The following is a 22065-nucleotide window of genomic DNA, read 5'->3' as shown; positions in this document are numbered from 1 at the left end:
GCCGCCCCCGCCGGAGCCCGAACCGGAGCCGGAGCCCGCCCCCGCGCCGCCGGAGGAGTCCCCTCCTTCCGAGGAGCCGCAGCCCGACGCCTCCTCCGAGGAGCCGCAGCCCGATGCCGGCATGGGCGACTCCACGTCCGAGCCCGAGCCTGAACCGGCGGCCATGTCCGCGCTCGCGGACAAGAAGAAGCTCGTCCCGCTCATCGTGATGGGCGTGGTGGGGCTGAGCTTCCTGGTGTTGATGATCGCCGTGCTCGCGGGCGCCTGAAGAAGCCGGACAGCCTCTTCCTGAAACGACAAAGGCCCCCGCCGCAAGACGGGGGCCTTTGAATTTCCGGCCCGGGACTACCGGCCGGAGGAGATGCGCGCCACCGGCTGGATGTTCAGCTCGGGGGACAGCTCCTGGTAGCTGAGGATGGAGAACGAGGGGTTGAACTCGTACTCCAGCAGCTTGCGCACGTAGCGGCGGATGTCCATCGCCGTGAGGATGACGGGACGCTGGGCGCTGGGCGGCAGGTGGCCGCACTCGGAGCGCACCGCGCCGACGATCTCCTGGGCAATCTCCGGCTCCAGCGCCAGGTGGGCGCCCGCGGAGGTGCGCTTGATGGAGCTGCGGATGGCCTCCTCGATGTTCGGGTCGAGCAGGTACACCACCAGCGTGCCGGTGCCTCGCGCGTACTTGTGGGAGATGTAGCGGCGCAGCGAGGCGCGGACATGCTCGGTGAGCATGACGTTGTCGGCCTCCACCTGCCCGTACTCCGACAGGGCCTGGAGGATGCCGCGCAGGTCGCGGATGGAGAGCTCCTCCTCCACCAGGCGCCCGAGGATGTCCGTCAGCTTCAGCACGTTGACGATCTTCGGGACGACCTCCTTCACGATGGCCGGGAACGCCTTCTCCAGCTGCTCCAGCATCGTCTGCGTCTCCTGCACGCCCACGAACTCGCGGGCGTTCTTCCGCAGCACGGCGGCGGTGTGCAGGATGATGTAGCCGGGCACGTCCCAGGTGGTGAGGCCCGCGGACTCGAGCATCTCCCGGAACTGCTCGGGCACCCACGCGGCCGCCTGGCGCGTCGCGGGGTTGATGGCCTCGAAGCCGGGGATGTTCATCAGCTTGAGGCGCTCCACCGTGTCGTTCACCAGGATGTGGCCCAGGGTGGCCTGGCCGGTGACGACGGGGACCTCGTTGATTTGAATCTGGTAGGCCCCGGGCGGCAGGCCGCCGTTGCCGCGCGCGCGCACGCCGGGGAAGCGGACGCCCAGCTCTACGAAGAGGCCGTCGCGCATGAACGGGATGAGCTCGAAGAGGAACTTGCCGCCGTCCTGCCGCGAGTCCACGAAGGGCACCAGCGCGTCGGACACCTCCAGCACGATGGGTGTGACGACGGGGATGAACAGCTCCGAGTCCGGGTTGAGCTGCTCCTTGGGCGGAGGCTCGGCGGACACGGGCGTGCCGAAGCTGGACTCCATGGCGGGGCCCGCTTCCTCGGCGGCCATCGCCTCGTCGCGCTTGCGCATCATCGACCAGGCCCCGAAGCCCGCGCCCGCGCCCAGCAGGAAGAAGGGAATCTTGGGGAGGCCGGGGATGAGGCCCAGGCCCACGAGCATGGCCGCCGCGATGGCGATGGCCTTCGGGAAGGCGGTGAGCTGCGTGCCCACGTCCTTGCCCAGGTGCGCGCCCTCTTCCTCGCCGCCCACGCGCGTCACCAGGATGCCGGCGCAGGTGGAGATGAGGATGGCGGGAATCATGCCGACCAGACCGTCACCGATGGTGAGCAGCGTGTACTTCTGCGCGGCGTCACCGGCGGTCATCCCCTTCTGCGTCACGCCGATGATGAGGCCGCCCACGATGTTGATGACCGTGATGATGATGGACGCGATGGCGTCACCCTTCACGAACTTCATCGCGCCGTCCATGGCGCCGAAGAGCTGGCTCTCACGCTCCAGGTCGCGGCGCTTCTTCTTCATCTGCTCCTGATCAATGACGCCCGCGCGCAGGTCCGCGTCGATGGACATCTGCTTGCCGGGCATCGCGTCCAGGGTGAAGCGCGCGGCCACTTCCGCGACACGCTCCGAGCCCTTGGAGATGACGATGAAGTTCACCACCACCAGGATGAGGAAGAGGATGGCGCCGACGACGAAGTTGCCTTGCACCACGAAGTTACCGAACGCGACCACCACTTCACCCGGGTCGCCGGTGAGCAGGATGAGTCGCGTGGTGGAGATGGTCAGCGACAGGCGGAACATCGTCGTGATCAGCAGGATCGTCGGGAACGACGACAGGTACAGCGCGCTGGGCACGTAGAGGGAGATGAGGAGCAGGATCACCGAGATGCTGATGTTCAGCGTCAGCAGCACGTCCAGGATGATCGTCGGCAGCGGGACGATCATCATCGCGACAATGGCCACGACGACCACGGCCAGGACGATGTCGGAGTACTTGTTCAGGAAGCTGTTCGGATCGGCGTTGGCCATCGGCGGGGCCATCCTAATCCGTGCCCGCCCCCGAGCCCAAGGGGGGGCCTTCCCTCTCCTGTCCGGAGAGGGGGCCTGCGGTCAGGCTACGAGCGGTCCTCGGGGGCTTCGGCTTCCGAAGCCTCGTCCGAGCTCTCCAGGGCCGCGGCGGCGAGCATGCGCGCACGACGGCTCAAGGGGTCCTTGTCCTCGGGGTCCAGCGACACGGCATGCTGGAAGTCACGGGCCGCTTCCATCGTCCGGCCCTGGCGCAGGAACGCCTCACCCCGGTTGACGAAGGGCGTGATGTCCGTGGGGTCCAGCTCGATGGCGCGGTTGAAGCACGCCACGGCGGCGTCCAGGTCCTCCAGCGCCAGGTGGCAGGCGCCCAGGGCGGTCTGGAAGTAGGCCTCACTCGAGTCCATGGCCGAAAGCTTCTCGAAGATGGCCAGCGACTCGTTGAAGTTCCCGTCCTGGAAGAGGTTGAAGCCCTCCGTGGCCCGTTCGAGCATCTCCGGTCCGGACAGGGGCTTCTCGTTGTCGTTCGACACCGTGGCCTTGGATTCAGTCGTCATCGGCGCGTTCACCGGGGCGGGGACAGCAGCGGCGGGGAGTCTAGCCCGAGGTCCCCGTCAGTGCCAGACGGGGACCCATCCAAGGCGGGGGCGACGAAGGACTACTTGCCCTGCTCGTCGATCGCTTCCTGCACCTTCGCCATGATGTCGCCCATCGACTTCTCGACGGCGGACTTGAAGATGTACTCGGCGGCGGTGGACTTGTTGAACTCCTTCTTCGCCACCTCGTTGATCTGCTCCTTCGTGGCGTTGGGGTTCGCCTTGATGAAGGCGTCGGTCTTCTCCTGCGCCTTCGTCAGCGCGCGGTTGCCGGCCTTGTCACCCAGGCTGCCCACGTAGCCGGCGTACTTCGTGCCCAGCTCGGTGATGGCCTGCTCCGCCGTCGGCTTGTCGCCGTCGGCCTGCTGGCTGGACTGCGACTGCGCAGGCGCCGCCGCCTGCTCCGTGCCCTTCGCGTTCAGCGTCTTGACGGTCTTGGACAGCTGCTCCGTCGTGGCGCGGAGCAGGGTCTCCTGCTTCGCCAGCGACTGCGCCGGAGAGGAGGTGACGGTGGAGGCAGTCCCGGTGACCGCGCGGGGGGTGGAAGCCGAAATCGGAGAGGAGCTCATGATCCAAACCTCGTCTCTAAGTACTGCGTTTCCCGGATTATCGACGGCAGCGTAGTGGAAGTTTCCGGGTTTCCACCAGGATCACAAAACGCCATCCCAGGGTCCGAAACGCCACCGGCCCCGGACCGGTGCCCTGAAGGGACACCAGCACGGGGCCGGAGCGAACCATCTACGACGACGACTACTTCAGGTTGCTGATGGCGGCCTGCGCCATGTCGTCCATCTTCTTCATGATGTTCGTGATGGTGCTCATGATCTGCGACTCCTGCTGGACCTGCTTCTGGGCCTTCAGGAAGTCCTTCTGCTCTTCCGGGGCCGCCGCGATCATCTTGTCCATCGCGGAGTTGGTCGTCTTGTTGATGTTGTTCGCGGCAGTCTGGAAGGCGTCGATCGAGGACATGGTGTTCTCCGGGGACTGCAATGGGGTTGGGTAGGTGCGGCAACCGCTACAAAAAGATTATCGGAACGAGCCGCGCGGAGTTTCCTGGGGACTTTTTCCGGCCTTTTTTCCCGGCCAGGCCGTCGTCTCCGCCGCCGCGTGCCAGGGGCCTGAAACGCCACCGGCCCCGGACCGGTGCCCTGAAGGGACACCAGCACGGGGCCGGAGCGAACCATCTACGACGACGACTTACTTCAGGTTGCTGATGGCGGCCTGCGCCATGTCGTCCATCTTCTTCATGATGTTCGTGATGGTGCTCATGATCTGCGACTCCTGCTGGACCTGCTTCTGGGCCTTCAGGAAGTCCTTCTGCTCTTCCGGGGCCGCCGCGATCATCTTGTCCATCGCGGAGTTGGTCGTCTTGTTGATGTTGTTCGCGGCAGTCTGGAAGGCGTCGATCGAGGACATGGTGTTCTCCGGGGACTGCAATGGGGTTGGGTAGGTGCGGCAACCGCTACAAAAAGATTATCGGGGCGAGCCGCGCGGAGTTTCCTGGGGACTTTTTCCGGCCTTTTTTCCCGGCCAGGCCGTCGTCTCCGCCGCCGCGTGCCAGGGGCCTGAAACGCCACCGGCCCCGGACCGGCGCCCTGAAGGGACACCAGCACGGGGCCGGAGCGAACCATCTACGACGACGACTTACTTCAGGTTGCTGATGGCGGCCTGCGCCATGTCGTCCATCTTCTTCATGATGTTCGTGATGGTGCTCATGATCTGCGACTCCTGCTGGACCTGCTTCTGGGCCTTCAGGAAGTCCTTCTGCTCTTCCGGGGCCGCCGCGATCATCTTGTCCATCGCGGAGTTGGTCGTCTTGTTGATGTTGTTCGCGGCGGTCTGGAAGGCGTCGATCGAGGACATGGTGTTCTCCTGAAAACAGCGATGGGGTTGGGTAGGTGCGGCAACCGCTACAAAAAGATTATCGAAGCAGGGGCGGCGGAGTTTCCTCGTTAATTCCGAGGATCATTTTTCCCGCGCGGATCAGCCCTTCAGCTTCCCGAGCGACGGGTTCTTCATCCACGCCTTGAAGGAGTCCAGCTGCTGCTGCTGGGCCTTGGGCTCCGCCGGAGGAGGAGGAACCGCCTCGGGGTTGAGCGCCATCTTGCGCGAGCCGCTGGAGCTCTCGAAACCGTCGGACGCCTTGCCGGACGGACGGCTCTGCACGCGGGACTGGGACACCGAGGCGGGCACCTCGGGCAGCGGGGACATGGCCAGCTTCGCGCCCGCCTCCGGGTTCATCTCCATCACGGCGTTCTGGATGGTGACGCCGTAGGTGGTGAGCCGGTGCTGAAGGTACTCCACCACCGAGCCGAGGATCGCCGGCGGCGGCAGGATGGGGTCCTTCATGAAGCGGTTGAGCGCTTCGGTGACGTCCTTGTACATCTGCTCGTCCAGCGGCGAGTTCGGCGCCGAGGAGGCGACGAGCCGGCGCATGTTGCGCACCACCTGGAGGAAGGTCCCCTGGGCCGTCTTGCCCTGGACGTCCAGCTCCGCCAGCAGCTTGTCGCGCTTCTCCTTCAGCTCCGGCGGCTCAGGCGGAAGCGGAGGAATGTCTTTCTTGGGGGGGGCCATGAACCTCTCCATCGGTTGAGGTGAATGAATCGAGCCTAACAGAGTTTACGGGGCTTCCACACTCGCCGTCCTGGAGGGAGGCGCGCCCCCGTGGATCAGCGCCGGGTGAGGGCGTTGACCATGGCGCCGGCCTTTCGAATCACCGGATCATCCGCCGGGGACATCGCCGCGGCGCGGCGCAGGTCCTCGAGCGCCTGGGGCTTCTGCCCCAGGGCCAGCTTCACCTCCGCGCGCCCCACGTAGACGGACGCATCCTGCGGAGCCAGCTTCGCGGCCACGTCGAAGGCGGCGAGCGCGCCCTGCCCGTTGCCCGCGGCCATCTCCACCACCCCGAGCGCCTTGGCGAAGTACACGTCCGTGGGGTTGACGGCATACAGCCCCTGGAAGAGCGTGCGCGCCTCCGCCACCCGGCCCTGGTAGAAGAAGAAGTAGGCCGTCTTGGCGATGGCGTAGAGCTCGTCGTTGGAATAGCCGCGCACCTCGCGGAGCGTGGCCTTCCCTTCCGCCCACCGCTGCAGAAGGGCCGTGAGCTTCGCCTCGTCCTGCGGATCCTCGGGGTCCAGCGCCGCCATGGGTCAGTAGCCCTCGTCCTTCTGCTCTTCCCACATGCGGCGGATGATCTCCTGCGACTCCGCGCTCACCTGATCCACCAGGCCCAGCATCGCGGACTCGCGCTGCAACAGGGCCTTGAGGCGCTCCAGGCGCTCCGGCGGCGCGTTCACCTTGGACAGGCCTCGCTCCAGCATGCGGCGCTGCCCGTCATCCCCCCGGCCGGCGACGCTGGCCAAGTGCGGCCGGTCACTGAAGCCCTCCAGGTCCGCGTCGTGCCCGCCCGGGTGGGGCGGCAGGGGCAGCCGGAGCTCTTCCGACGAGTGCGCCGGACCGATGAAGTCCAGGAGCGCCGCGGAGGGCAGCGACGGGTTCTTGATGTTGCCGGCTTTGCGCGCCTTCTTCGCCCGGTCCAGCTGGGACGGGTCCACCAGCCGCTCGCGGACGCTGCGGGGACCTCCCCAGGGCCAAAGCGCGGTGCTGGGGGGCTGATTGTTGATTCTGGCCATGGTGGCCCGACTTCAATACAGGTAGGGGGGGCGCGTCCAGCCCCCTTCAGCGTCCGCCCGCCTGCTCCCGCTGGAGCGCGTAGACGAAGTTCAGCACCTCCGCGACCGCGTCGTAGAGCTCCTCGGGCACTTCCTGCCCCACGTCCACCCGGTACAGGGCGTGCGCCAGGGACACGTTGCGCATCACCGGGATGCCGTACTGCTTCGCGATTTCCCGGATCTTCTCCGCCTTGAGGCGCATTCCCTTCGCCACCACGCGCGGCGCGCCGTCCGCCTTGGTGTCGTACTTGATGGCGATGGCGATGTCCGCCTCTTCGTCGCTGGCCATGGCGTCCTCCTCAGGCGCGCGCCGGCGGCGCCGCGTTCTGCTGCTGCTTGAGCCCGTAGACGAAGTTCAATACTTCCGCGACCGCGTCGTAGAGCTCCTCCGGGACTTCCGCGCCCACCTCCACGCGCAAGAGCGCGTGCGCCAGCGGGATGTTGCGCAACAGGGGGATGTCCGCCTCGCGCGCCAGCGCCTTGATGCGCTCCGCCTTGGCGTCCATGCCCTTCACCAGCACCCGGGGCGCCCCGTCCTTGTTCTGGTCGTACTGCAGCGCCACGGCGACGTGGTCCGGGTTGGTGACGATGACGCTCGCGTCCTTCACCGCCTCCATCTGGGCCCCCTCCATGATCTCGTGGTGGAGCTCCTTGCGCTTGGCCTTGTGGTGCGGGTCGCCTTCGCTCTGCTTGTACTCCTTCTTGACCTCCTCCTTCGTCATCATCATGTCCTTCATGAACGACTTGCGCTGCCACCACACGTCGAACACGCCGAAGATGACGAAGAGCATCACGATGCGCACGGACACCCGGTAGATGATCTCTCCCAGGATGGCCATGATGCCGACCGTGTCCTGCCGCACCGTTTCGATGATCAGGGGCATCGAGTCACGCACCACACCGGTCACGACGTAGGCGGCGACGGAGATCTTGATGAGGTTCTTCAAGAGCTCAACGAAGGCCTTCTTGGAGAACATGTTCTTCAACCCCGCGATGGGGTTGAGCTTGTCGAACTTGGGGATGAGCGGGTCGATGGTGAAGAGCGACCCCACCTGCAGGAAGTCCAACAGCCCGCCCAGCACCGCCGCCCCGGCGACCACCGGCACCGTCAGGAGCAGCATCGTGCGCAGGCCCATGAAGAGCAGCTGCGTCGTCGCAAGCCCCAGGTCCTGCGAGTGGGCGATGGCGTCGAAGCTGAAGCGGAAGAGCGTGGAGATCTCCCGCTCCACGGTGTCCCAGGTGCCCTTGACGATGCCCAGGCCCGCGACGAGCACGGCCACGCCCGTCAGGTCCTTGCTCTTCCAGGTCTGACCCTTCTTGCGCGCGTCGTCGAGCTTCTTATGCGACGGTTCTTCTGTTTTGTCGCCACTCTCGTCCGACATGGAGGAATCCCGGGAGGCTTGAGGCTGCTCAGGCCAGGAGCTGGATGGCGTGCTGGAACATGCGGAGCATGTTGGCCAGCTCCTGCTGCATGCGGCCAATCACGACGTGGATGGCGATGAACATGATCAACACGCCCACCAGCGGCTTGAGCGACATGGAGATGAAGAACACCTGGATCTGCGGCGCGACGCGGTTGATGGCGCCCAGGGACAGGTCGGTGACGAACGCGGCCACCATGCCGGGGCCGGCCAGCGCCAGGCTGATCTTCAACAGGTCCGCGAAGGAGCGGATCAGCAGGTCGAAGAAGGGCCACACGCCGCGGCTGAAGCGCGGGAAGCCCTCCAGCGGCACGACGGCGAGGCTCTCCGCGAGCGCCCGGATGATGATGTGGTGCCCGTCCAGCGACAGGAACAGCACCACGCACAGCTGCACCTTGAGGCTGGAGAAGAGCGACACCTGCGTGCCCAGCTGCGGCACGTAGAGCTGGGCGTTGTTGCTGCCTGACATGGTGTCCATCAGGGTGCCGGCCACGCGGGCCGCGTCGAACACCATGTTGACGATGTACGACAGCGCCACGCCGATGAAGACCTCCTTGAGCAGCAACCCGATGTACGGGAGCGCGCTCAGGGGAATCCTGTCCATCCGGTCCGCGACGGACGGGAAGATGACCGCGGACACGAGCAGGCCCAGGCCCAGCTTCATCTCCGAGGGAACGACCTCGCCGCCCAGGAACGGGCTGAAGATGAGGATGGGCATCACGCGGCACATGATGAGTGCCATCGTGAAGATGACGACCGACAGGTTGACCCGAGAGCTCAGCTCGGCCATCAGCTCGCCGATGTTCATCTGCCGATGAGCGCCGGAAAGCGGTCGAAGACGTGGAAGGTGAAGCGCAGCAGCTGACCGCCAATCCACGGGCCCGTCATGGCCAGCACGCCAAAGACGAGGACGACCTTGGGCGCGAACGTGAGCGTCTGCTCTTGAATCTGCGTGGTGGCCTGGAACAGCGAGATGAGGAAGCCCACCAGGAGGCTCATGAGCACCGGCGGCGCGGAGACCACGAGCACCAGGAACAGCGCCTCCTGGGTGATGAACGTGAGCTGATTCATGGGAGTACGGGGCTCCTTACAGGTAGCCGATGACCAGGCCCTTGGCGATGAGGTACCAGCCGTCCACGAGCACGAACAGGAGCAGCTTGAAAGGCATGGAGATGGTCGTGGGCGACAGCATGTGCATGCCCAGCGCCAGGAGGATGTTGGCCACCACCATGTCGATGACGATGAAGGGCACGAAGAGGAGGAAGCCAATCTGGAAGGCCTCCTTCAGCTCGGACACGACGAAGGCCGGCACGATGACCATGAAGTCGTTCGGGCCAATGTCCTTGCGGTCCTCTTCCTTCCGCATCTTCTTCGCCAGGCTGTAGAAGAGCGTGCGGTCCTTGTTGGTGACCTTCTTCATCAGGAAGTCGCGCAGGGGCTCCTTGGACTTGTCCGCGGCGCTGAGCATGGTGCCCACCGTCTCCGAGGAGAACACGGACGTTCCCCGGGACCAGACGTCGATGCCGCCCGCCCGGTACATCTCCGTGCCCACGGGGGCCATGATGTAGACGGTGAGGATGATGGCCAGGCCGGTGATGACCTGGGTGGGGGGAATCTGCTGGGTACCCAGCGCCGAGCGGACGATGGAGAGCACCACCGAAATCTTCACGAAGCTGGTCACCATCATCAGCGCGAACGGGACCAGGGACATGGCCGCGAGCGCGAGGATGAGGATGAGCGGACGGGAGGTGAACGAGTCGGTGTTCACCGCCTCCTTGACCAGCGCATCCGGCATGGTGTCACCGCCCTTCTTCGCCGCGGACGCGACGAAGGGGTGCAGCGATACGAGGGCCGCGAAGAGCCAGGGCGGAGCGCGGAACGGCAGCGGACGGGCGGCGGGAGACGAACGGTTCACGGGACGGCCTTCAGACGCCCGGCGGCGGCGTGGTGCCACCGGTCCGGCGGGAGAGGAGCTTCTGGAGGAAAGGACTCAAGGACACCGGCGACGACGGCGGACGTGCGGCGCGGATGCGCTCCACGGCGTCGCGGTCCAGCTTCGAAACCAGTTGCACGCCACCCTCGCCACCCCCCACCAGCAGGTACTCGTCCGCGGCCTTCAGGACGAAGAGCGTGCGCCGTTGATCCAACGGGATGCGCTCCATCACCGACACGACCGACGCCTTGCCCACGGGTACACCCTGCAGGCCCATCAGCCGGCGCAGGCCCACGTTGAGCGTGAGGTAGATGGCCGCGAGCACCGCGCCCAGGAGCGCCACCGTGCGCACCACCACCCAGGCCAGGCTCTCCTGCGCCTCGGCGGCTTCCGGCTCGGTGATGCCCAGCTCGCGGTCCAGCTCGTCCGCGTGGCGTTTCGCGCGGGCCGCGCCGTCACCCGTAGCGGGTGGCGCGACCGCGGGAGCCTCTTCCTTCGCGGCCGCTGCACCCGCGGGCGCGGCAGGGGCCGCCACGGAAGCATCAGGCGTGGAGGCCGCGGGCGCCTGCGCCAGGACGGCGGGCGACGCGAAGAGCAACGCGGCGCCGAGCAACAGGCGCGAGGAGGAAAGACCGAGGACCGCCATGGATGGGCGCGAGCCTAGTGCACCCGAGTCAGGACCGCCACGGGCCCGGGCTCAAGCATGCCCCCCTGCCCGCCTGCCCTTGTGACGCACGGGTGCACGCGCTTCAGCTCAGGTGGATGATGCGCACACCGAGCTGACCCTCCAGCTCCACGAGCTCGCCCCGGGCCACCACCTTGCCGTTCACCGACAGGTCCACCGGCTCCCCCGGCCCACGGCGCAGGTCGAGGACCTGCCCCGTGCGCAGGCCCACCACCTGTTCGGCCGTGATGGGCACGCGCGCCAGCTCCACCGCCACCTGCAGGGGCAGGTCGCTGAGCAGATCGCTTCCGTCCTTGTCGTCCAATGCCGCCCCTTCGAGTTCCGGAGGAACGCCCAGCTCCGGGTTGGTGAAGTCCTCGTTCTCTTCCGACCCGCCGGACTCCCCACCCTGGGGATTGCCCGGCTCGCCGGGGATGATGTCCGTGATGCGCGCCCGGTAGCGGCCGTTCTCCACGTACACGTCCGCCGCGAAGTGGCCGGTGCGGCCCAGGCCCAGCCGCAGCTGCGCCGTGCCGGACTCGCCCCGGTCCGGCCGCGCCGACAGCAGGTCCAGGAGCAGCACGTCCTTGATGCGCAAGGACGCCAGGTCCTGGGCGGACAGCTCCGCCACGCCAATCTCCGCGCGCAGAGAGTCGCGCAGCGCGGACAGGCGCCGCCCGTTGGCCTTCATGTCCTGCCGGCGCTGGTCGCGCCGCTGGGCGCTCTCCACCGCGGGCTCGGCCGCCTCCAGCACCGCGGAGGGCACCACCAGCCGCACGATGCCGCGGTGCGAGCCCAGCACCGCGTTCAGGTGCACCGCCAGCATGGGGCCGTCCTCGCCCAGGCGCGCGGAGACTTCGTCCACGCCGCGCGCCACGCCATCCAGCCGGGGCCGGGGAACGCCGGGCTGCAGTCCGGGCACCAGTTCCTTCAGGGCCTCCAGGACGACGTAGCCCATCACGCCCTCCTCGATGTCCGTCAGGGGCCGCAGGCCCACCGTCTCACCGGCGCCGCCCAGCAGCAGGTCCACCGCCGAGTGCGCCAGCGACAGCTCGATTTCAAGGATGGCCCGGCCCTTGAGCGCGCCGGGCGCCAGCACCGCCAGGAAGGACGGGTCGCCCAGGAAGCGGCGCAGCTCCGTCATGGGGCGCGCCTGGGCGGACTCCACGGACAGGCGCACGTCCACGTCGAAGAGGGCCTTGAGCCGCGCGCACACCGTCTCCAGCGTGCCCGCGGCCGGCGTGAGCCACCGCAGCCGCTCCGCCAGCTGGCCCTGCGTGCGCGCCACCTTCTCCAGGTTCGTGAAGGTGAACGTCCGCCACGGCGAGACGGGCGCGGGAGCCGGTGCCTGAGCAGGCTTCGGGGGAGGACCCAGTTTCCGGGTGTCGACCAACATGGTGCGCTCGAAGACTCCGGGCTCGTCGTCCGGCTCCAGGCTCATGTCTTGGCCTCGAACCTCAGATTTTCAAGCGCCAGCCCCCGGCCACCCAGGGCGCTGCGCAGGCCTTCGCTCTGCTCCTCCAGGAGCTTGAGCGTGTCGCGGTCGCTGCCGCTGAAGGTGGCCGAAATCTTCCCGTTCTTCGCGCTGACCTTGATGGACAGGCCGTTGAGCACGTCGCCACGCAGGTCGATCTGGAACTCCGCGTTGCCCGCGGCGTTGGTGCCCACGCGCACGCGCTCGACAATCTTCTGGGCGATTTCATTCGCCATGGCGCGCAGCCGCTCGGAGCCCGCCGTGTCCTTGGGCTTGGCCACCGGAACGGGCGCCATCAGCGCGGGGTTGAAGCGGAAGCCCGCGCCGGCCATCTGCCCGCCCCGGTCGTCCTTCTCCTTGCTGGCTCCGCCGCCGCCCGCGCCCTTGCCGCCACCGGCGTTGACGTCGATCTTCAGCTCGCCCTTCTCCTGGCTCAGCCGGCTGGCCTGACCTTCGGCCTTGTTCATGTCGCCTTCGCGGACGTCCGTGGAGCGCTTCTCCTCCACGACCTCCGACTTGCGGGCCTCTCCTCCCTTGGACAGGCCCTGCGACTCGCTGTTGCGCTGGGACTGCTGGGCGCCCTGGGTGGACTCGCCGGGCTTCGCGAAGGCGGTCTCCTTCTGGGCCAGCTTCTCGTCGAAGGTCTTGCCCTGTCCCTGCGCCAGGCGCGCCAGCACCTGCTTGCCCAGGGGCTGCTTCAGCTCCTGCGCCTGCTTCGGCAGGGCCTGTTCGGCCTGGCCCTGCTGGACCAGCTTGGAGAAGACGGACTCGCCCTGCAGGCGCTTCTGGGTCTTCGACTCCGCGAGCTTGCGCTCCTGGATCATCCGCTCCGCCAAGCGCGCGGCATCGCGATCATCATCAACTCGGCTCATGGCGTCTCTCCAGACTCGGCGGAAGGCGGCGGCAGGTTACTTGCGCTGACGGGCCAGGAACAAGGCGCTGCCGATCTCCTCCTGCTGCAACTCCTCCCGATCCTGGCGTTCCTTTTTCACCTGCTTGACGAACTTCTCCTTGTTCTTCTCGATGGCCTTGAGCTCCTTGGCGGCCTCGGCCATCAGCATGCGGCGCTGCTCCACCAGGCGGGCCGCCGTCCGGACGACCTCCTTCTGGTGTTCAATCTGGAGGGCGACCTGCGCTTCGTCGTCCTTCAGACGCTCCTCGAAGCGGCCCATCATGTTCATGCCGTTGATGCCGGCGCCCTTGGCCATGATCTGCTGGAAGTACTCCTGGACCTTGGCCTTGCGCTCCTTGCGGCGGCGCTCCAGCTCCGCCTCCAGGCGCGCCTGCTCCTGCTCTTCCTTCGCCAGCGCCTTGACGGAGTCCGAGAAGGCCTGTTCGGCCTCCTCCTTCGCCTTCTCACGCATGTCCAGCAGGGACTGCAACCGGTACGGGGGCATGGTGGGGGCATCCTACCCAAAAACCGCCCGGTTCGTCTGTGTGCCCGGGGGCGGCCCGGGTCAGTCCGCGAACAGGTTGATGAGCTGCTCCACGGTCTCCTCGTACGGAGAGTTGGAGTGGGTGTCCTGCTTGAGGAAGTCGATGATGGCGTCGTACTTCTCGATGGCGTAGTCCGTCCTGGGGTCCGCGCCGGCCTGGTAGGCGCCCAGCAGGATGAGGTCGCGCTGCTTCTCGTAGGTGGCGAGCGTCTCGCGCAGCTTGCCGGCGGCCTTCTTGTGATCCTTGCTGACGATGCCGCTCATCACACGGCTGAGGCTCTGGAGCACGTCCATGGCCGGCCACTGGTTTCGCGCGCCCAGCTCACGGTTGAGGATGAAGTGGCCGTCGAGAATACCTCGGACCTCGTCGGCGATGGGATCTTCCATGTCACCGCCGGCCACGAGGCAGGTGTAGATGGCGGTACACTTGCCCTTCGCCGAGTTGCCCGTGCGCTCGAGGATGCGCGGCAGCATGGAGAAGACGCTGGGCGGGTAGCCCTGACGCGCCGGGGGCTCGCCGATGGCGAGGCCGATGTCGCGCTGGGAGCGCGCCAGACGCGTCACCGTGTCGAGCATGAACAGCACGTTGCCGCCGCGCTCACGGAAGTACTCCGCGATGGCCGTGGCGACGTAGGCGGCGCGCAGACGCACGAGGGCGGGCTGGTCGGACGTGGCGCACACCAGCACGGCGCGCTTCATGCCCTCCTCGCCCATGGCGTCCTCGATGAACTCGCGAACCTCGCGACCACGCTCGCCGATGAGCGCCACGACGCTCAAGTCCGCTTGCGTGTTGCGGGCAATCTGCCCCATCAGCGTGGACTTGCCGACGCCGGAGCCGGCGAAGAGGCCCACGCGCTGGCCCTCGCCCACGGTGAGCAGCCCGTCGATGCAGCGCACGCCCAGGGGCAAGGGCCGCTCGATGCGCTGGCGGGTGAAGGGGTCCGGGCAGTCGCGGTCCACGGACCAGTCGATCAGGCCCTCTCCCTCCAGGGGCCTGCCGTCCATGGGCTCACCGATGCCGTTGAGCACGCGCCCCAGGAGCGCCTCACCGCACTTGATGGTGAGGGGACGGCCGGTGGGGATGCACTCGCTGTCCGGACCGATGCCGTACAGCTCGCCCAGGGGCATGAGCATCACCTCGTCGCCCACGAAGCCCACGACCTCCGACTTCATCAGGCCGCGCTGGCGGCTCTTGACGAGCACCACCTCGCCGATGCGCACGTTGGGCACGCTCGCCTTGATGACGAGGCCCGTCAGCTCCGTGACGCGGCCGCGCACCCGGACGAGGGACGCTTCCTTGATGAGGTCGTAGTAGCGCGAAAGGTCGATGGCCATGGCGGAGTCCTGGAGGCTCTAGGGCGCGGTGCGGACCGGAAGGCTCAGGGAGGGCCGCTCTTGCGCGCGGTGTCCGGCTGCAGGAGGTTCTGGAGCATCTCCAGCTGGGTAGGCAGCTGCGCGTCCACCGTGCCGAACTCCGTCTGGACGATGCAGCCCACGGGAGCGACCTCCGGGTCCTCCTTGATGGCCAGGTCCACCGTGCGGCCGATGAGTTCCATCAGCACCGGGCGCTTGGCGCGCAGCACCGCGGCCGTCTTCGGGTGCACGCGCAAGACCATGGCGCGCGCGTTGCGCAGGTTGTCGATGGCCGCGGCGCACATGTCCACCAGCAGCTCCGGCTCGCGCTCCAGGTCGCGGCCGAGGATCTTCTCCGTCATCCTCAGCGCCAGCGCGATGATGTCCTGCTCCTGGGACTGGAGCATCTCCCCGGCCTGCATCTTCGCGCGCAGCAGCAGCTCCGTCGCCTGGGCGATACCTTCCTGACGGCCCAGGTCCTTCGCCTTGGCGAAGAGCTCCTCCTTCTCGCGCTGGGCCTCGGCGAGGATGCGCTCACGCTCGCGCTGGGCCTCCTCGATGATGCCCTGGGCGCCCTGGCGCGCCTCGAAGACCTCGGCGTTCATCACGCCCGCGCGCGGCGGACGCAGCGCCGGTCGCTCGGACGTGGCGACGACCACCGACTCCGCCAACCCGTCCCCCTTGATTACCTTGCCGATCGCCATGCGCCGCTCCTTGGAGACCGGATGCTAGCGCGTTCCGCCGCGCGGTCCACGCCCTCCAGGGCCGCCCGCGTCATCCGGGCCCGGCCGGTCGCTGGGAGGGGGGCGCCTGCGGCCCACCTGGGTTCCCTCCGAAGACCGGGGAGAGGATGCCTGGCTGGAGAGCACGCGCGGGGGACGCTCCGGCTCGCCACCCGGTTCGGGACGCGCCGTGGGACGGCCACCGGTGCGCGAGCGAAGCACCCGGGCCCCGTCGGCGGATTCCGCGGAGGGGTCTGGACGCCGGGGAGCGCGCTCCTCCACGTCGGCGGGAGGCCGCGCGGGGCGCTCGGCCCGGACGGAGCGGCCCTCGGGTGCGTCTGGTTCCGGCGGGCGTGACGCACCGCGTGCACCCAACCTCGAGGGCGGAGGCCCGATCCGGGCTCCCTCCGGATCCGGCCGGGCAGGACGCGAGGGACGGGGGGCATCCGGATCACGGCGGCCAGGAACGCCCCCGGTCGACGCGCGGGGCGAGGGCCCCACCGACGAGCCCCGCTCCACCGGCATCCGGCGCATCTGCGAACCGTTCGCGTCCCCTTCCGGGGCCACCATGGACGCGCGGGGCGCGGGGCCGCGCTCACGCTCCGGCGGCATCCGGCGGATCTGCGAGCCACCCGCCTCGCCCTCCGGCGACACCACGGAGGCACGAGGGGCGGGGCCGCGCTCACGCTCCACCGGCATCCGGCGCATCCGCGAACCGTTCGCGTCCCCTTCCGGCGACACCATGGACGCCCGGGGCGCCGGCCCCACCGACGAGCCCCGCTCCTCGCCCGGAGGCGGACGCGTCCGTCCGGCGGGGGGCGCGCCTGGGCCCGCGTCACGGCTGGACGCCGCACCCGCGCGACGGGCCGCGCGCTCGGCCATGAAGTCGCGTTTGGCGCCGGCATCTCCCGAGGCGTCCTCGACAGGGGCGGCGGCGCCACCTCGCAGGGATTTGGGGGGCCGGAGCGCGGGCGGCCGTGACGGCTCCGGCGCGGGGGTGCGCTGCCCCTCGCGGGGTGCGGAGGCCCCTGCCGGACGGGCGCCCGGAGCCGCCGCCGGGCGGGCATCCGGGGCCGGCGCGGGCTTGCGCGCGCCTGGAGGTGGAGGCAACACGGCGGAGGGGCGCGGCGGCGGCGCGGTCAGGCGCACGGGCCGCTCGATGAGGCCGCGCACGGCCAGCCGCTCCAGGTCCATGACGATGTCGGTGCGTCCGCCGTCGCCCCGGGCCGTTGGCCGCGAGCGCTCCTCGCGCACCCACTTCGCCACCAGGTGGCCGAACTCGCCGCGGTGCTTCTCCAGCATGCGCGCGGCGAACTCCGGGGACTGCGCCACGCACGCGCGTGCCAGCCGCTGCACGCCCGCGCTGCGGATGGCGCCAGCCAGCCGGCTGAAGCCCTCGTGCAGGTTGATCTGCGCGCGCGCGTCCTCTTCCGGCAGCTTGCGCGGCGCATTGGCCGCCACGGACTTGCTCGCGAGCTGGAGCAGGTCCGGGGGCAATGACTCCATGAGGCCGTTCAGCTCATCCTCGGGGAGCCCCGCCAGCGCCGGGCCGAGCACGCGCGCGCCCAGGCGATCACTCACCGTGAGCAGCTCACGCGTCTGGAGGTTGAGCACGTCCGCGAACTTGAAGCCCGCGGACTGGCCGGCGACCTCACGCGCCAGCGCCTCCTCCAGCTTCCAGCGGATGATGTCCAGGACCTGGGGCCGCACCTCGCGGGTGAGCTTCACGCGCGAGGGTGGCAGGTGGCCGCGCACGGCGTCCGCCATGTTGCCGGGCAGCGCGCGGAGGGTGACCTCCACCAGGGCGCCGCGCTCGCGCTGGAGCAGCGCCGCCAGGCGCTCCGGATCCGCCGTCCACAGCTGGCCGCGCCGGTCCTTCATCAAGCGCTTGAGCTCCTGCACCACCGCGGGCAGGCGCTTCTCGCGCGGAATCTGGAGGATCTCCTGCGCGCGGTGGCGCAAGAGCGCGCCCTCCTCGTCCGGCAGGTGCTCCAGCGCCGCCATGCTCTCCTGGCCCCCGAAGGTGACCGCGGTGAGCAGCATCATGGTCTGGCGCTTGCTGAGCGAGGTGAAGAAGGAATCCAACGGTCACCTCGCGGGCCCCCAGGTGGCCCGCTGAAGATAGAAGACGCGTCCCCGGCCTGGAGGACGCGTCCCGCGGTCCGCCCCAGGAGGGCCGCGGGAAGCGACGTGCGGGACTACTCGGTGCGGCCGCCGCGCGCGCGGGCGGGACGCGCCGCCGCGGCAGGGGCACCGCCACCGGCGCCGCCGCGCATGAAGGTCCACGCGGTGAGGCCCATCATCGCCAGGATGAGCGCGAACGCGCCGCCGAGGATCATCTTGAACGTGCTCGCGCTGGCGGCCGTCATGCGAACGCCGAGCACGTCCTGCAGACGGTTGGTCTCCGTGGTTTCCGCCGAGGGGGCCATGGCCTCCGTCATCAGCACGGTGACGGCCTCGGGCTTGAGCTCCGACACGGAGCTGGCGACGAACTGCTTCACCGCGTCCATGGTGACGGGGGGCTTGCCGCCCTCCACGGTGCGGTACTTGATGAACACGGAGGCCGACGGCATCGGCTTGTTCTCCGGCTGCGACAGGTCGTTGTTCTCCGGCACCATCACGATGGCGCGCGCCTCCAGCACGCCGTCAATCTGGTTGAGCGCGTTGGAGACCTCACCCGCCATGGCCTTGAGGAGCATGGCGCGCTCCTCCGTGGCGGTGGGCACCATGCTGCCCTTGGCGAAGTGGGACAGGCCCTTCTCCACTGGGCGCGGCAGCGAGTTGCGCTTCAAGAGCTCCGCGGCCTGCGCGGCGTCACCCTTGGGGACGACGATGGTGAAGCGCACTTCGTTGCCGCCCTCCGCCTTCTCCTTCTTGGCGTTGATGCCGTTCTTGCTGAGCAGGACGTAGATTTCATTCGCGTCCGCCTCCGTCAGCTCGTGCTGCAGCTCGATGGAGCAGCCGGTGAGGAACAGCAGGGCGAGGAGCGGGGCGGCGTAGACGGACGTTCGGCGAGTCATGGGCGCGCGTAGCTTAACAGGGCCCTTGCAAAACGCGGAAGGGCGCCCCCTCCCGACCTTGGGAGGGACCGCCCTTCGCATGCCGCCATGGCCCGGCGGGGTGGGGACTTCAGACCTGCGTCTTGACGACGTCCTTCAGGCCGCTGGTGGCCTTCTCGACGACCTTCGAGGTCAGGTCGAGCTCCTGCGAGTACTTGTACATGGACGCCTGGAGACCGAGCATCTCCGCGTTGGACATGTTCTTGCCGGAGGAGGCCTCCTTGATGAGCTTGTCCATGCTGATCTGGCCCTTCTCAAGGCCGGAGACGAGGTCGGACACCATGCCGCCCGACTTGGTCGTCTTCGAGGCTTCCGCCTTCGCGTCCACGGGCTCGGCGCCCTTGGCGGTGGCGGGCTGCTGGGCGGCGCCGCTCACCTTGTTCAGGTTGGCCTTCTCCGCCTTGTTGACGGTCTCCACCTGGCGGACGGTGTCCACCTTATGGGTGGCCTGCGCCGCCTGGGCCTTGTTCACGTTCTGGGCGGCGTCCACCTGACCGGCGCCCTGCGCCTTGTCAGCGAGAACTCCGTCGAACTTCGAGGCGCCCGTCTTCTGCGTCTGCTGCGCGCCCTGGTCCTGCAGCTTTTGCTGCGCTACCTGTCCCGCGGAGATGCCGCTCATCGGAGCCGCCATGTGACACCCTCCTTGCATCCGTCGAGGGGGGAGGGAGTTCCTCCTCCTCGTTCAAGAGTTCCTTGAGCCGATCAATGGCCCGCGCATGAAGCCGCGACGCCCAGCTCTTCGACTGCCCGATTTCGGCCCCTGCCTCTTCCAGCGTGCGTCCCTGGAAGTAATAGCCCTGCAGGAGCTTGCGCTCTTTTTCCGGAAGCTTCTCGATGGCCGAGCGCACCCGGTTCTTCAACTGCTCCATCTCCAGGCGCTGATCCGCCGGGAGGGATTCATCCACGTAGCCCGCCGCCTCCGCCCCTTCCGCCCCCGCCGCGAACACCGCCGCGAGGCCCGCCACGGCATCCGAGATATCTCCAATATCATCGTCGAATGACGCCCCGCGGTTGCTTGAGCCCTGCTCGCGGTCCGCCAGATTTCCCAGATATGCCGTCGCGCGCTCGCCCTGATAGGCCGTGCGGGCGTCCGCGCCGCGCAAGACGCCCATCTTCCTCAGGCCATCGAAGATGGCGCCCTTGATGCGGTAGTGGGCAAATGTGAGGAAATTGGCGCCGACCTTGGGGTCGAAGCGCTCGGCGGCCTCCAGGAGGCCGATCTGGCCATAGGCCAGCAGTTCATCCAGCTCCAGCTGGGCATTGAACTGCTTGCGCACGGTGGCCGCGAGCGACCGCACGTACGGGCCATACTTCTCCAGGATGACCTTCCTGTCTTCACCCAGAGGCAAGCGGCGCGCTCACTCGGCCTTGGACCACAGCCGCTCGAGAACCTGGTTCAGCCGGGGATCATCCTGCAGCGCCCCGGCGATGCGGCCCGTGAGGGCAGCGGACTTCATGTTCAACTTCTCCTGGAGCACTTCTGAAACGAGCGCCTTCGTCGCCTCTTCCTTGCTCTTGAAGCCCCCGTTCTTCAGCCGCTTGGCGATGGCGAGCGCCTGCGCCGCGATCGGATCCGTGGCCTGGGGGCCCTGGACGTTGCTGGAGCCTACCAGACCTGAAGCCCCGACGAGCGACTCCGAGCGGTCCACCTTGCCGCCAAAGGACGCGCCGGCGGCACCCGACGGACCGGACGCCCCCTTCACGCCGCCCGCGCGGCCCTTCCCACCCCCACGTCCGACTCCACCGACAGCCATCGACGTACCTCCTTCTTCCTGACCGCTACTTCTTCGGCGGAGGCAGGGCCCCCGCTTCCTTCGCCTGGATGAGCGCCTGGGCCAGCTTCGCGCCGTCGCTTTCGGGTTCCAGGTCCATGGCGGCCTTCAGTTCCTTGAGGGCCTCCGGCACCTTGCCCATGAACAGCAGGGCCTCACCCGCGTGTGCCCGGGGCAGGGACGACAGGGGCGCGAGCCGCTGGGCGACCCGGTAGGCCGCCAGGGCCTTGTCGTGCTTGCCCTGCGCGAACTCCACGGCACCCAGGCCAATCTGCGGCACCTCGCTCTTGGGCATGAGCGCGGCGGCGCCGACGAAGACCTCCTTGGCCTTGTCGAAGTGACCCATATCCAGCCACAGATAGCCGGACTCCAGCAGGACCATGGCTGGCTGACGCGCCAGGGGCACGAGGCTGTTGGCAATCTCCGAGGGGGTCTCCGACATGGACGTCGCGCTGCCTTTCTGGTCGCCGGAAGCACGGAAGGCGGCCGTCGAGGGCCGCCTTCCTTGCACCGGTCAGATTCCGCTGTCCGTGAAGACTAGCGGATGTTGCCGATGGAGTTCTTGGTCGTATCGTGCCGCGACTTCATCACGTTGGAAACAGCCGTGAAGAGCTGCGACTCGTGCTGCATGGCGGACTGCATGTTCAGCAGCTTGACGTTGTCGTCCATCATCGACTTGAGCGAGCCGTTCATGTTGAGCTGGTCGCCCACGCTGCCGCCCGAGCCGGAGCCGACGCTGGTGCCGATGGTGGAGGCGGAGCCGCCCGAGGAGGGCAGGCCGGTGCCCGCGCCGGGCAGGTTGCTGGAGGGCACCGCGCCGGAGCCGGTGTTCATCACGCCGACGTAGGGGCCGCCCTGCATGCCGGAGCCGGAGGCGCCGGAGAAGGTCTGCGCGGAGGAGACGGCGGCGGAGACGATGCCCGCGCCGGGAACGAAACCGGCCACCGCGCCCACGCCCGCGCCCACGGCGCCGACGGTGCTGTTCAGCCCGTTCTGCACACGCGCGCCAAAGCTCGTGTTCGGCGTCTGCCGAGCCGTGGTCATCTGGGTGTTCATGCGCAGGTTCGGACCCATCATGCCGCTGTCGATCTTGACGCTCATTTCAGCCTCCGCGCTGGTGCCAGCGTTGATTCAAAAGGGGAGCCGGGGATCATCCCGTGGCTCTTTGAATGGATTATCGGGAGAGCCAGCCGCCGGTTGCCTGCTGGTGACAAGAAATCGTCCGGGCTCCCGAAAAGCCCGTTATTTCCGGCCCTTGGGCTGCTTCGATTCCGCGACGAGCTTCTCCCGGACGTCCACGAGCAGGGTCAGCAGCTCCTCGGACCGCGCGATCGCAGCCTGGGCCTTCTTGCCGATTTCCGCGCGCGGGCCCTTCAGGCCGGCGAGGCCCTCCTTCACGGGCGCGAAGAGCGCCTGGACGTCGCTGGCGGAGGCCTTCTCGATGAAGGTCTCAACGGCGGGGTAGGACGGGACAGGCAGTTCCTGGGGCTGGGGC

Annotated in this window: 28 protein-coding genes and 1 pseudogene; 1 reads left to right on the top strand and 28 read right to left on the bottom strand. The window is 68.2% G+C overall.

Annotated elements, in window-relative coordinates:
• A pseudogene (locus D7W81_RS25765) lies at nucleotides 1-268 on the top strand (FHA domain-containing protein); the annotation flags it as partial.
• A 77-nt stretch (nucleotides 269-345) separates the two neighbouring features.
• Here D7W81_RS25765 and sctV read toward each other — a convergent pair.
• The 28 genes from sctV to D7W81_RS25625 all read right to left on the bottom strand — a co-directional run.
• Complete coding sequence (gene sctV, locus D7W81_RS25760) at nucleotides 346-2472, bottom strand: type III secretion system export apparatus subunit SctV (protein WP_120558047.1); 2127 nt, start codon at nucleotides 2470-2472, stop codon at nucleotides 346-348.
• Nucleotides 2473-2558: 86 nt separating this feature from the next.
• Nucleotides 2559-3026 carry a tetratricopeptide repeat protein gene (locus tag D7W81_RS25755; RefSeq protein WP_120558046.1) on the bottom strand — a complete coding sequence of 156 codons (468 nt, stop codon included), beginning with the start codon at nucleotides 3024-3026 and terminating at the stop codon, nucleotides 2559-2561.
• A 101-nt stretch (nucleotides 3027-3127) separates the two neighbouring features.
• Nucleotides 3128-3634: a hypothetical protein gene (locus tag D7W81_RS25750; RefSeq protein WP_120558045.1), complete on the bottom strand. Its 507-nt coding sequence runs from the start codon at nucleotides 3632-3634 to the stop codon at nucleotides 3128-3130.
• 181 nt (nucleotides 3635-3815) lie between these two features.
• The gene (locus tag D7W81_RS25745) at nucleotides 3816-4034 is read right to left on the bottom strand and encodes an EscF/YscF/HrpA family type III secretion system needle major subunit (protein WP_120558044.1); all 219 of its coding nucleotides are present in this window, start codon (nucleotides 4032-4034) and stop codon (nucleotides 3816-3818) included.
• A 228-nt stretch (nucleotides 4035-4262) separates the two neighbouring features.
• Nucleotides 4263-4481, bottom strand: a complete 219-nt coding sequence (locus D7W81_RS25740; protein WP_120558044.1) for an EscF/YscF/HrpA family type III secretion system needle major subunit — start codon at nucleotides 4479-4481, stop codon at nucleotides 4263-4265.
• A gap of 228 nt (nucleotides 4482-4709) precedes the next feature.
• Complete coding sequence (locus tag D7W81_RS25735; RefSeq protein WP_120558044.1) at nucleotides 4710-4928, bottom strand: EscF/YscF/HrpA family type III secretion system needle major subunit; 219 nt, start codon at nucleotides 4926-4928, stop codon at nucleotides 4710-4712.
• A 120-nt stretch (nucleotides 4929-5048) separates the two neighbouring features.
• Nucleotides 5049-5639 carry a hypothetical protein gene (locus D7W81_RS25730; RefSeq protein ID WP_120558043.1) on the bottom strand — a complete coding sequence of 197 codons (591 nt, stop codon included), beginning with the start codon at nucleotides 5637-5639 and terminating at the stop codon, nucleotides 5049-5051.
• Nucleotides 5640-5734: 95 nt separating this feature from the next.
• The gene (locus D7W81_RS25725; protein ID WP_120558042.1) at nucleotides 5735-6211 is read right to left on the bottom strand and encodes a SycD/LcrH family type III secretion system chaperone; all 477 of its coding nucleotides are present in this window, start codon (nucleotides 6209-6211) and stop codon (nucleotides 5735-5737) included.
• A 3-nt stretch (nucleotides 6212-6214) separates the two neighbouring features.
• The gene (locus D7W81_RS25720) at nucleotides 6215-6697 is read right to left on the bottom strand and encodes a hypothetical protein (protein ID WP_120558041.1); all 483 of its coding nucleotides are present in this window, start codon (nucleotides 6695-6697) and stop codon (nucleotides 6215-6217) included.
• A gap of 46 nt (nucleotides 6698-6743) precedes the next feature.
• Nucleotides 6744-7025, bottom strand: coding sequence for an EscU/YscU/HrcU family type III secretion system export apparatus switch protein (locus D7W81_RS25715; protein ID WP_120558040.1), 282 nt, complete (start codon nucleotides 7023-7025; stop codon nucleotides 6744-6746).
• Between the two features lie 10 nt (nucleotides 7026-7035).
• Entirely contained in the window at nucleotides 7036-8118 is a 1083-nt protein-coding gene (gene sctU, locus D7W81_RS25710; protein ID WP_120558039.1) for a type III secretion system export apparatus subunit SctU, read from the bottom strand.
• Nucleotides 8119-8146: 28 nt separating this feature from the next.
• Complete coding sequence (locus D7W81_RS25705) at nucleotides 8147-8965, bottom strand: flagellar biosynthetic protein FliR (protein ID WP_120558038.1); 819 nt, start codon at nucleotides 8963-8965, stop codon at nucleotides 8147-8149.
• The gene (fliQ, locus tag D7W81_RS25700) at nucleotides 8962-9228 is read right to left on the bottom strand and encodes a flagellar biosynthesis protein FliQ (protein WP_014398418.1); all 267 of its coding nucleotides are present in this window, start codon (nucleotides 9226-9228) and stop codon (nucleotides 8962-8964) included. The genes D7W81_RS25705 and fliQ overlap by 4 nt, the downstream gene beginning before the upstream one ends.
• 16 nt (nucleotides 9229-9244) lie before the next feature.
• A complete protein-coding gene (gene sctR / locus D7W81_RS25695) occupies nucleotides 9245-10072 on the bottom strand; it encodes a type III secretion system export apparatus subunit SctR (protein WP_120558037.1) in 828 nt (275 codons plus the stop codon).
• 10 nt (nucleotides 10073-10082) lie between these two features.
• Nucleotides 10083-10736: a flagellar biosynthetic protein FliO gene (locus tag D7W81_RS25690; protein WP_120558036.1), complete on the bottom strand. Its 654-nt coding sequence runs from the start codon at nucleotides 10734-10736 to the stop codon at nucleotides 10083-10085.
• A 103-nt stretch (nucleotides 10737-10839) separates the two neighbouring features.
• A complete protein-coding gene (sctQ, locus tag D7W81_RS25685) occupies nucleotides 10840-12195 on the bottom strand; it encodes a type III secretion system cytoplasmic ring protein SctQ (protein WP_120558035.1) in 1356 nt (451 codons plus the stop codon).
• Nucleotides 12192-13100: a flagellar hook-length control protein FliK gene (locus tag D7W81_RS25680; protein ID WP_120558034.1), complete on the bottom strand. Its 909-nt coding sequence runs from the start codon at nucleotides 13098-13100 to the stop codon at nucleotides 12192-12194. Before D7W81_RS25680 ends, sctQ begins: the two co-directional genes overlap by 4 nt.
• 36 nt (nucleotides 13101-13136) lie before the next feature.
• Complete coding sequence (locus D7W81_RS25675) at nucleotides 13137-13625, bottom strand: flagellar assembly protein FliH (RefSeq protein ID WP_014398423.1); 489 nt, start codon at nucleotides 13623-13625, stop codon at nucleotides 13137-13139.
• 60 nt (nucleotides 13626-13685) lie between these two features.
• Nucleotides 13686-14999, bottom strand: a complete 1314-nt coding sequence (gene sctN / locus D7W81_RS25670) for a type III secretion system ATPase SctN (protein ID WP_120558033.1) — start codon at nucleotides 14997-14999, stop codon at nucleotides 13686-13688.
• 44 nt (nucleotides 15000-15043) lie between these two features.
• Entirely contained in the window at nucleotides 15044-15721 is a 678-nt protein-coding gene (locus D7W81_RS25665; protein WP_120558032.1) for a FliH/SctL family protein, read from the bottom strand.
• Nucleotides 15722-15745: 24 nt separating this feature from the next.
• Nucleotides 15746-17824 carry a hypothetical protein gene (locus D7W81_RS25660; protein ID WP_120558031.1) on the bottom strand — a complete coding sequence of 693 codons (2079 nt, stop codon included), beginning with the start codon at nucleotides 17822-17824 and terminating at the stop codon, nucleotides 15746-15748.
• Between the two features lie 113 nt (nucleotides 17825-17937).
• Nucleotides 17938-18759: a type III secretion protein gene (locus D7W81_RS25655; protein ID WP_120558030.1), complete on the bottom strand. Its 822-nt coding sequence runs from the start codon at nucleotides 18757-18759 to the stop codon at nucleotides 17938-17940.
• Nucleotides 18760-18868: 109 nt separating this feature from the next.
• On the bottom strand, nucleotides 18869-19288 hold the full coding sequence (locus D7W81_RS25650; RefSeq protein ID WP_120558029.1) for an EscF/YscF/HrpA family type III secretion system needle major subunit: 420 nt from the start codon (nucleotides 19286-19288) through the stop codon (nucleotides 18869-18871).
• Nucleotides 19289-19310: 22 nt separating this feature from the next.
• The gene (locus tag D7W81_RS25645; RefSeq protein ID WP_120558028.1) at nucleotides 19311-20147 is read right to left on the bottom strand and encodes a sigma-70 family RNA polymerase sigma factor; all 837 of its coding nucleotides are present in this window, start codon (nucleotides 20145-20147) and stop codon (nucleotides 19311-19313) included.
• A 9-nt stretch (nucleotides 20148-20156) separates the two neighbouring features.
• The gene (locus tag D7W81_RS25640) at nucleotides 20157-20552 is read right to left on the bottom strand and encodes a hypothetical protein (RefSeq protein ID WP_120558027.1); all 396 of its coding nucleotides are present in this window, start codon (nucleotides 20550-20552) and stop codon (nucleotides 20157-20159) included.
• A gap of 25 nt (nucleotides 20553-20577) precedes the next feature.
• Nucleotides 20578-21012 (bottom strand): tetratricopeptide repeat protein, encoded by a 435-nt coding sequence (locus tag D7W81_RS25635; RefSeq protein WP_120558026.1) that lies wholly within the window; start codon nucleotides 21010-21012, stop codon nucleotides 20578-20580.
• Between the two features lie 95 nt (nucleotides 21013-21107).
• Nucleotides 21108-21671 (bottom strand): hypothetical protein, encoded by a 564-nt coding sequence (locus D7W81_RS25630; RefSeq protein WP_120558025.1) that lies wholly within the window; start codon nucleotides 21669-21671, stop codon nucleotides 21108-21110.
• A gap of 141 nt (nucleotides 21672-21812) precedes the next feature.
• A partial coding sequence (locus D7W81_RS25625; protein WP_120558024.1) for a hypothetical protein occupies nucleotides 21813-22065 on the bottom strand: 253 nt, incomplete at its 5' end.

Source organism: Corallococcus aberystwythensis (assembly GCF_003612165.1).
GTDB classification, from domain to species: domain Bacteria; phylum Myxococcota; class Myxococcia; order Myxococcales; family Myxococcaceae; genus Corallococcus; species Corallococcus aberystwythensis.
This window is presented reverse-complemented; position numbering and strand designations above follow the sequence as displayed.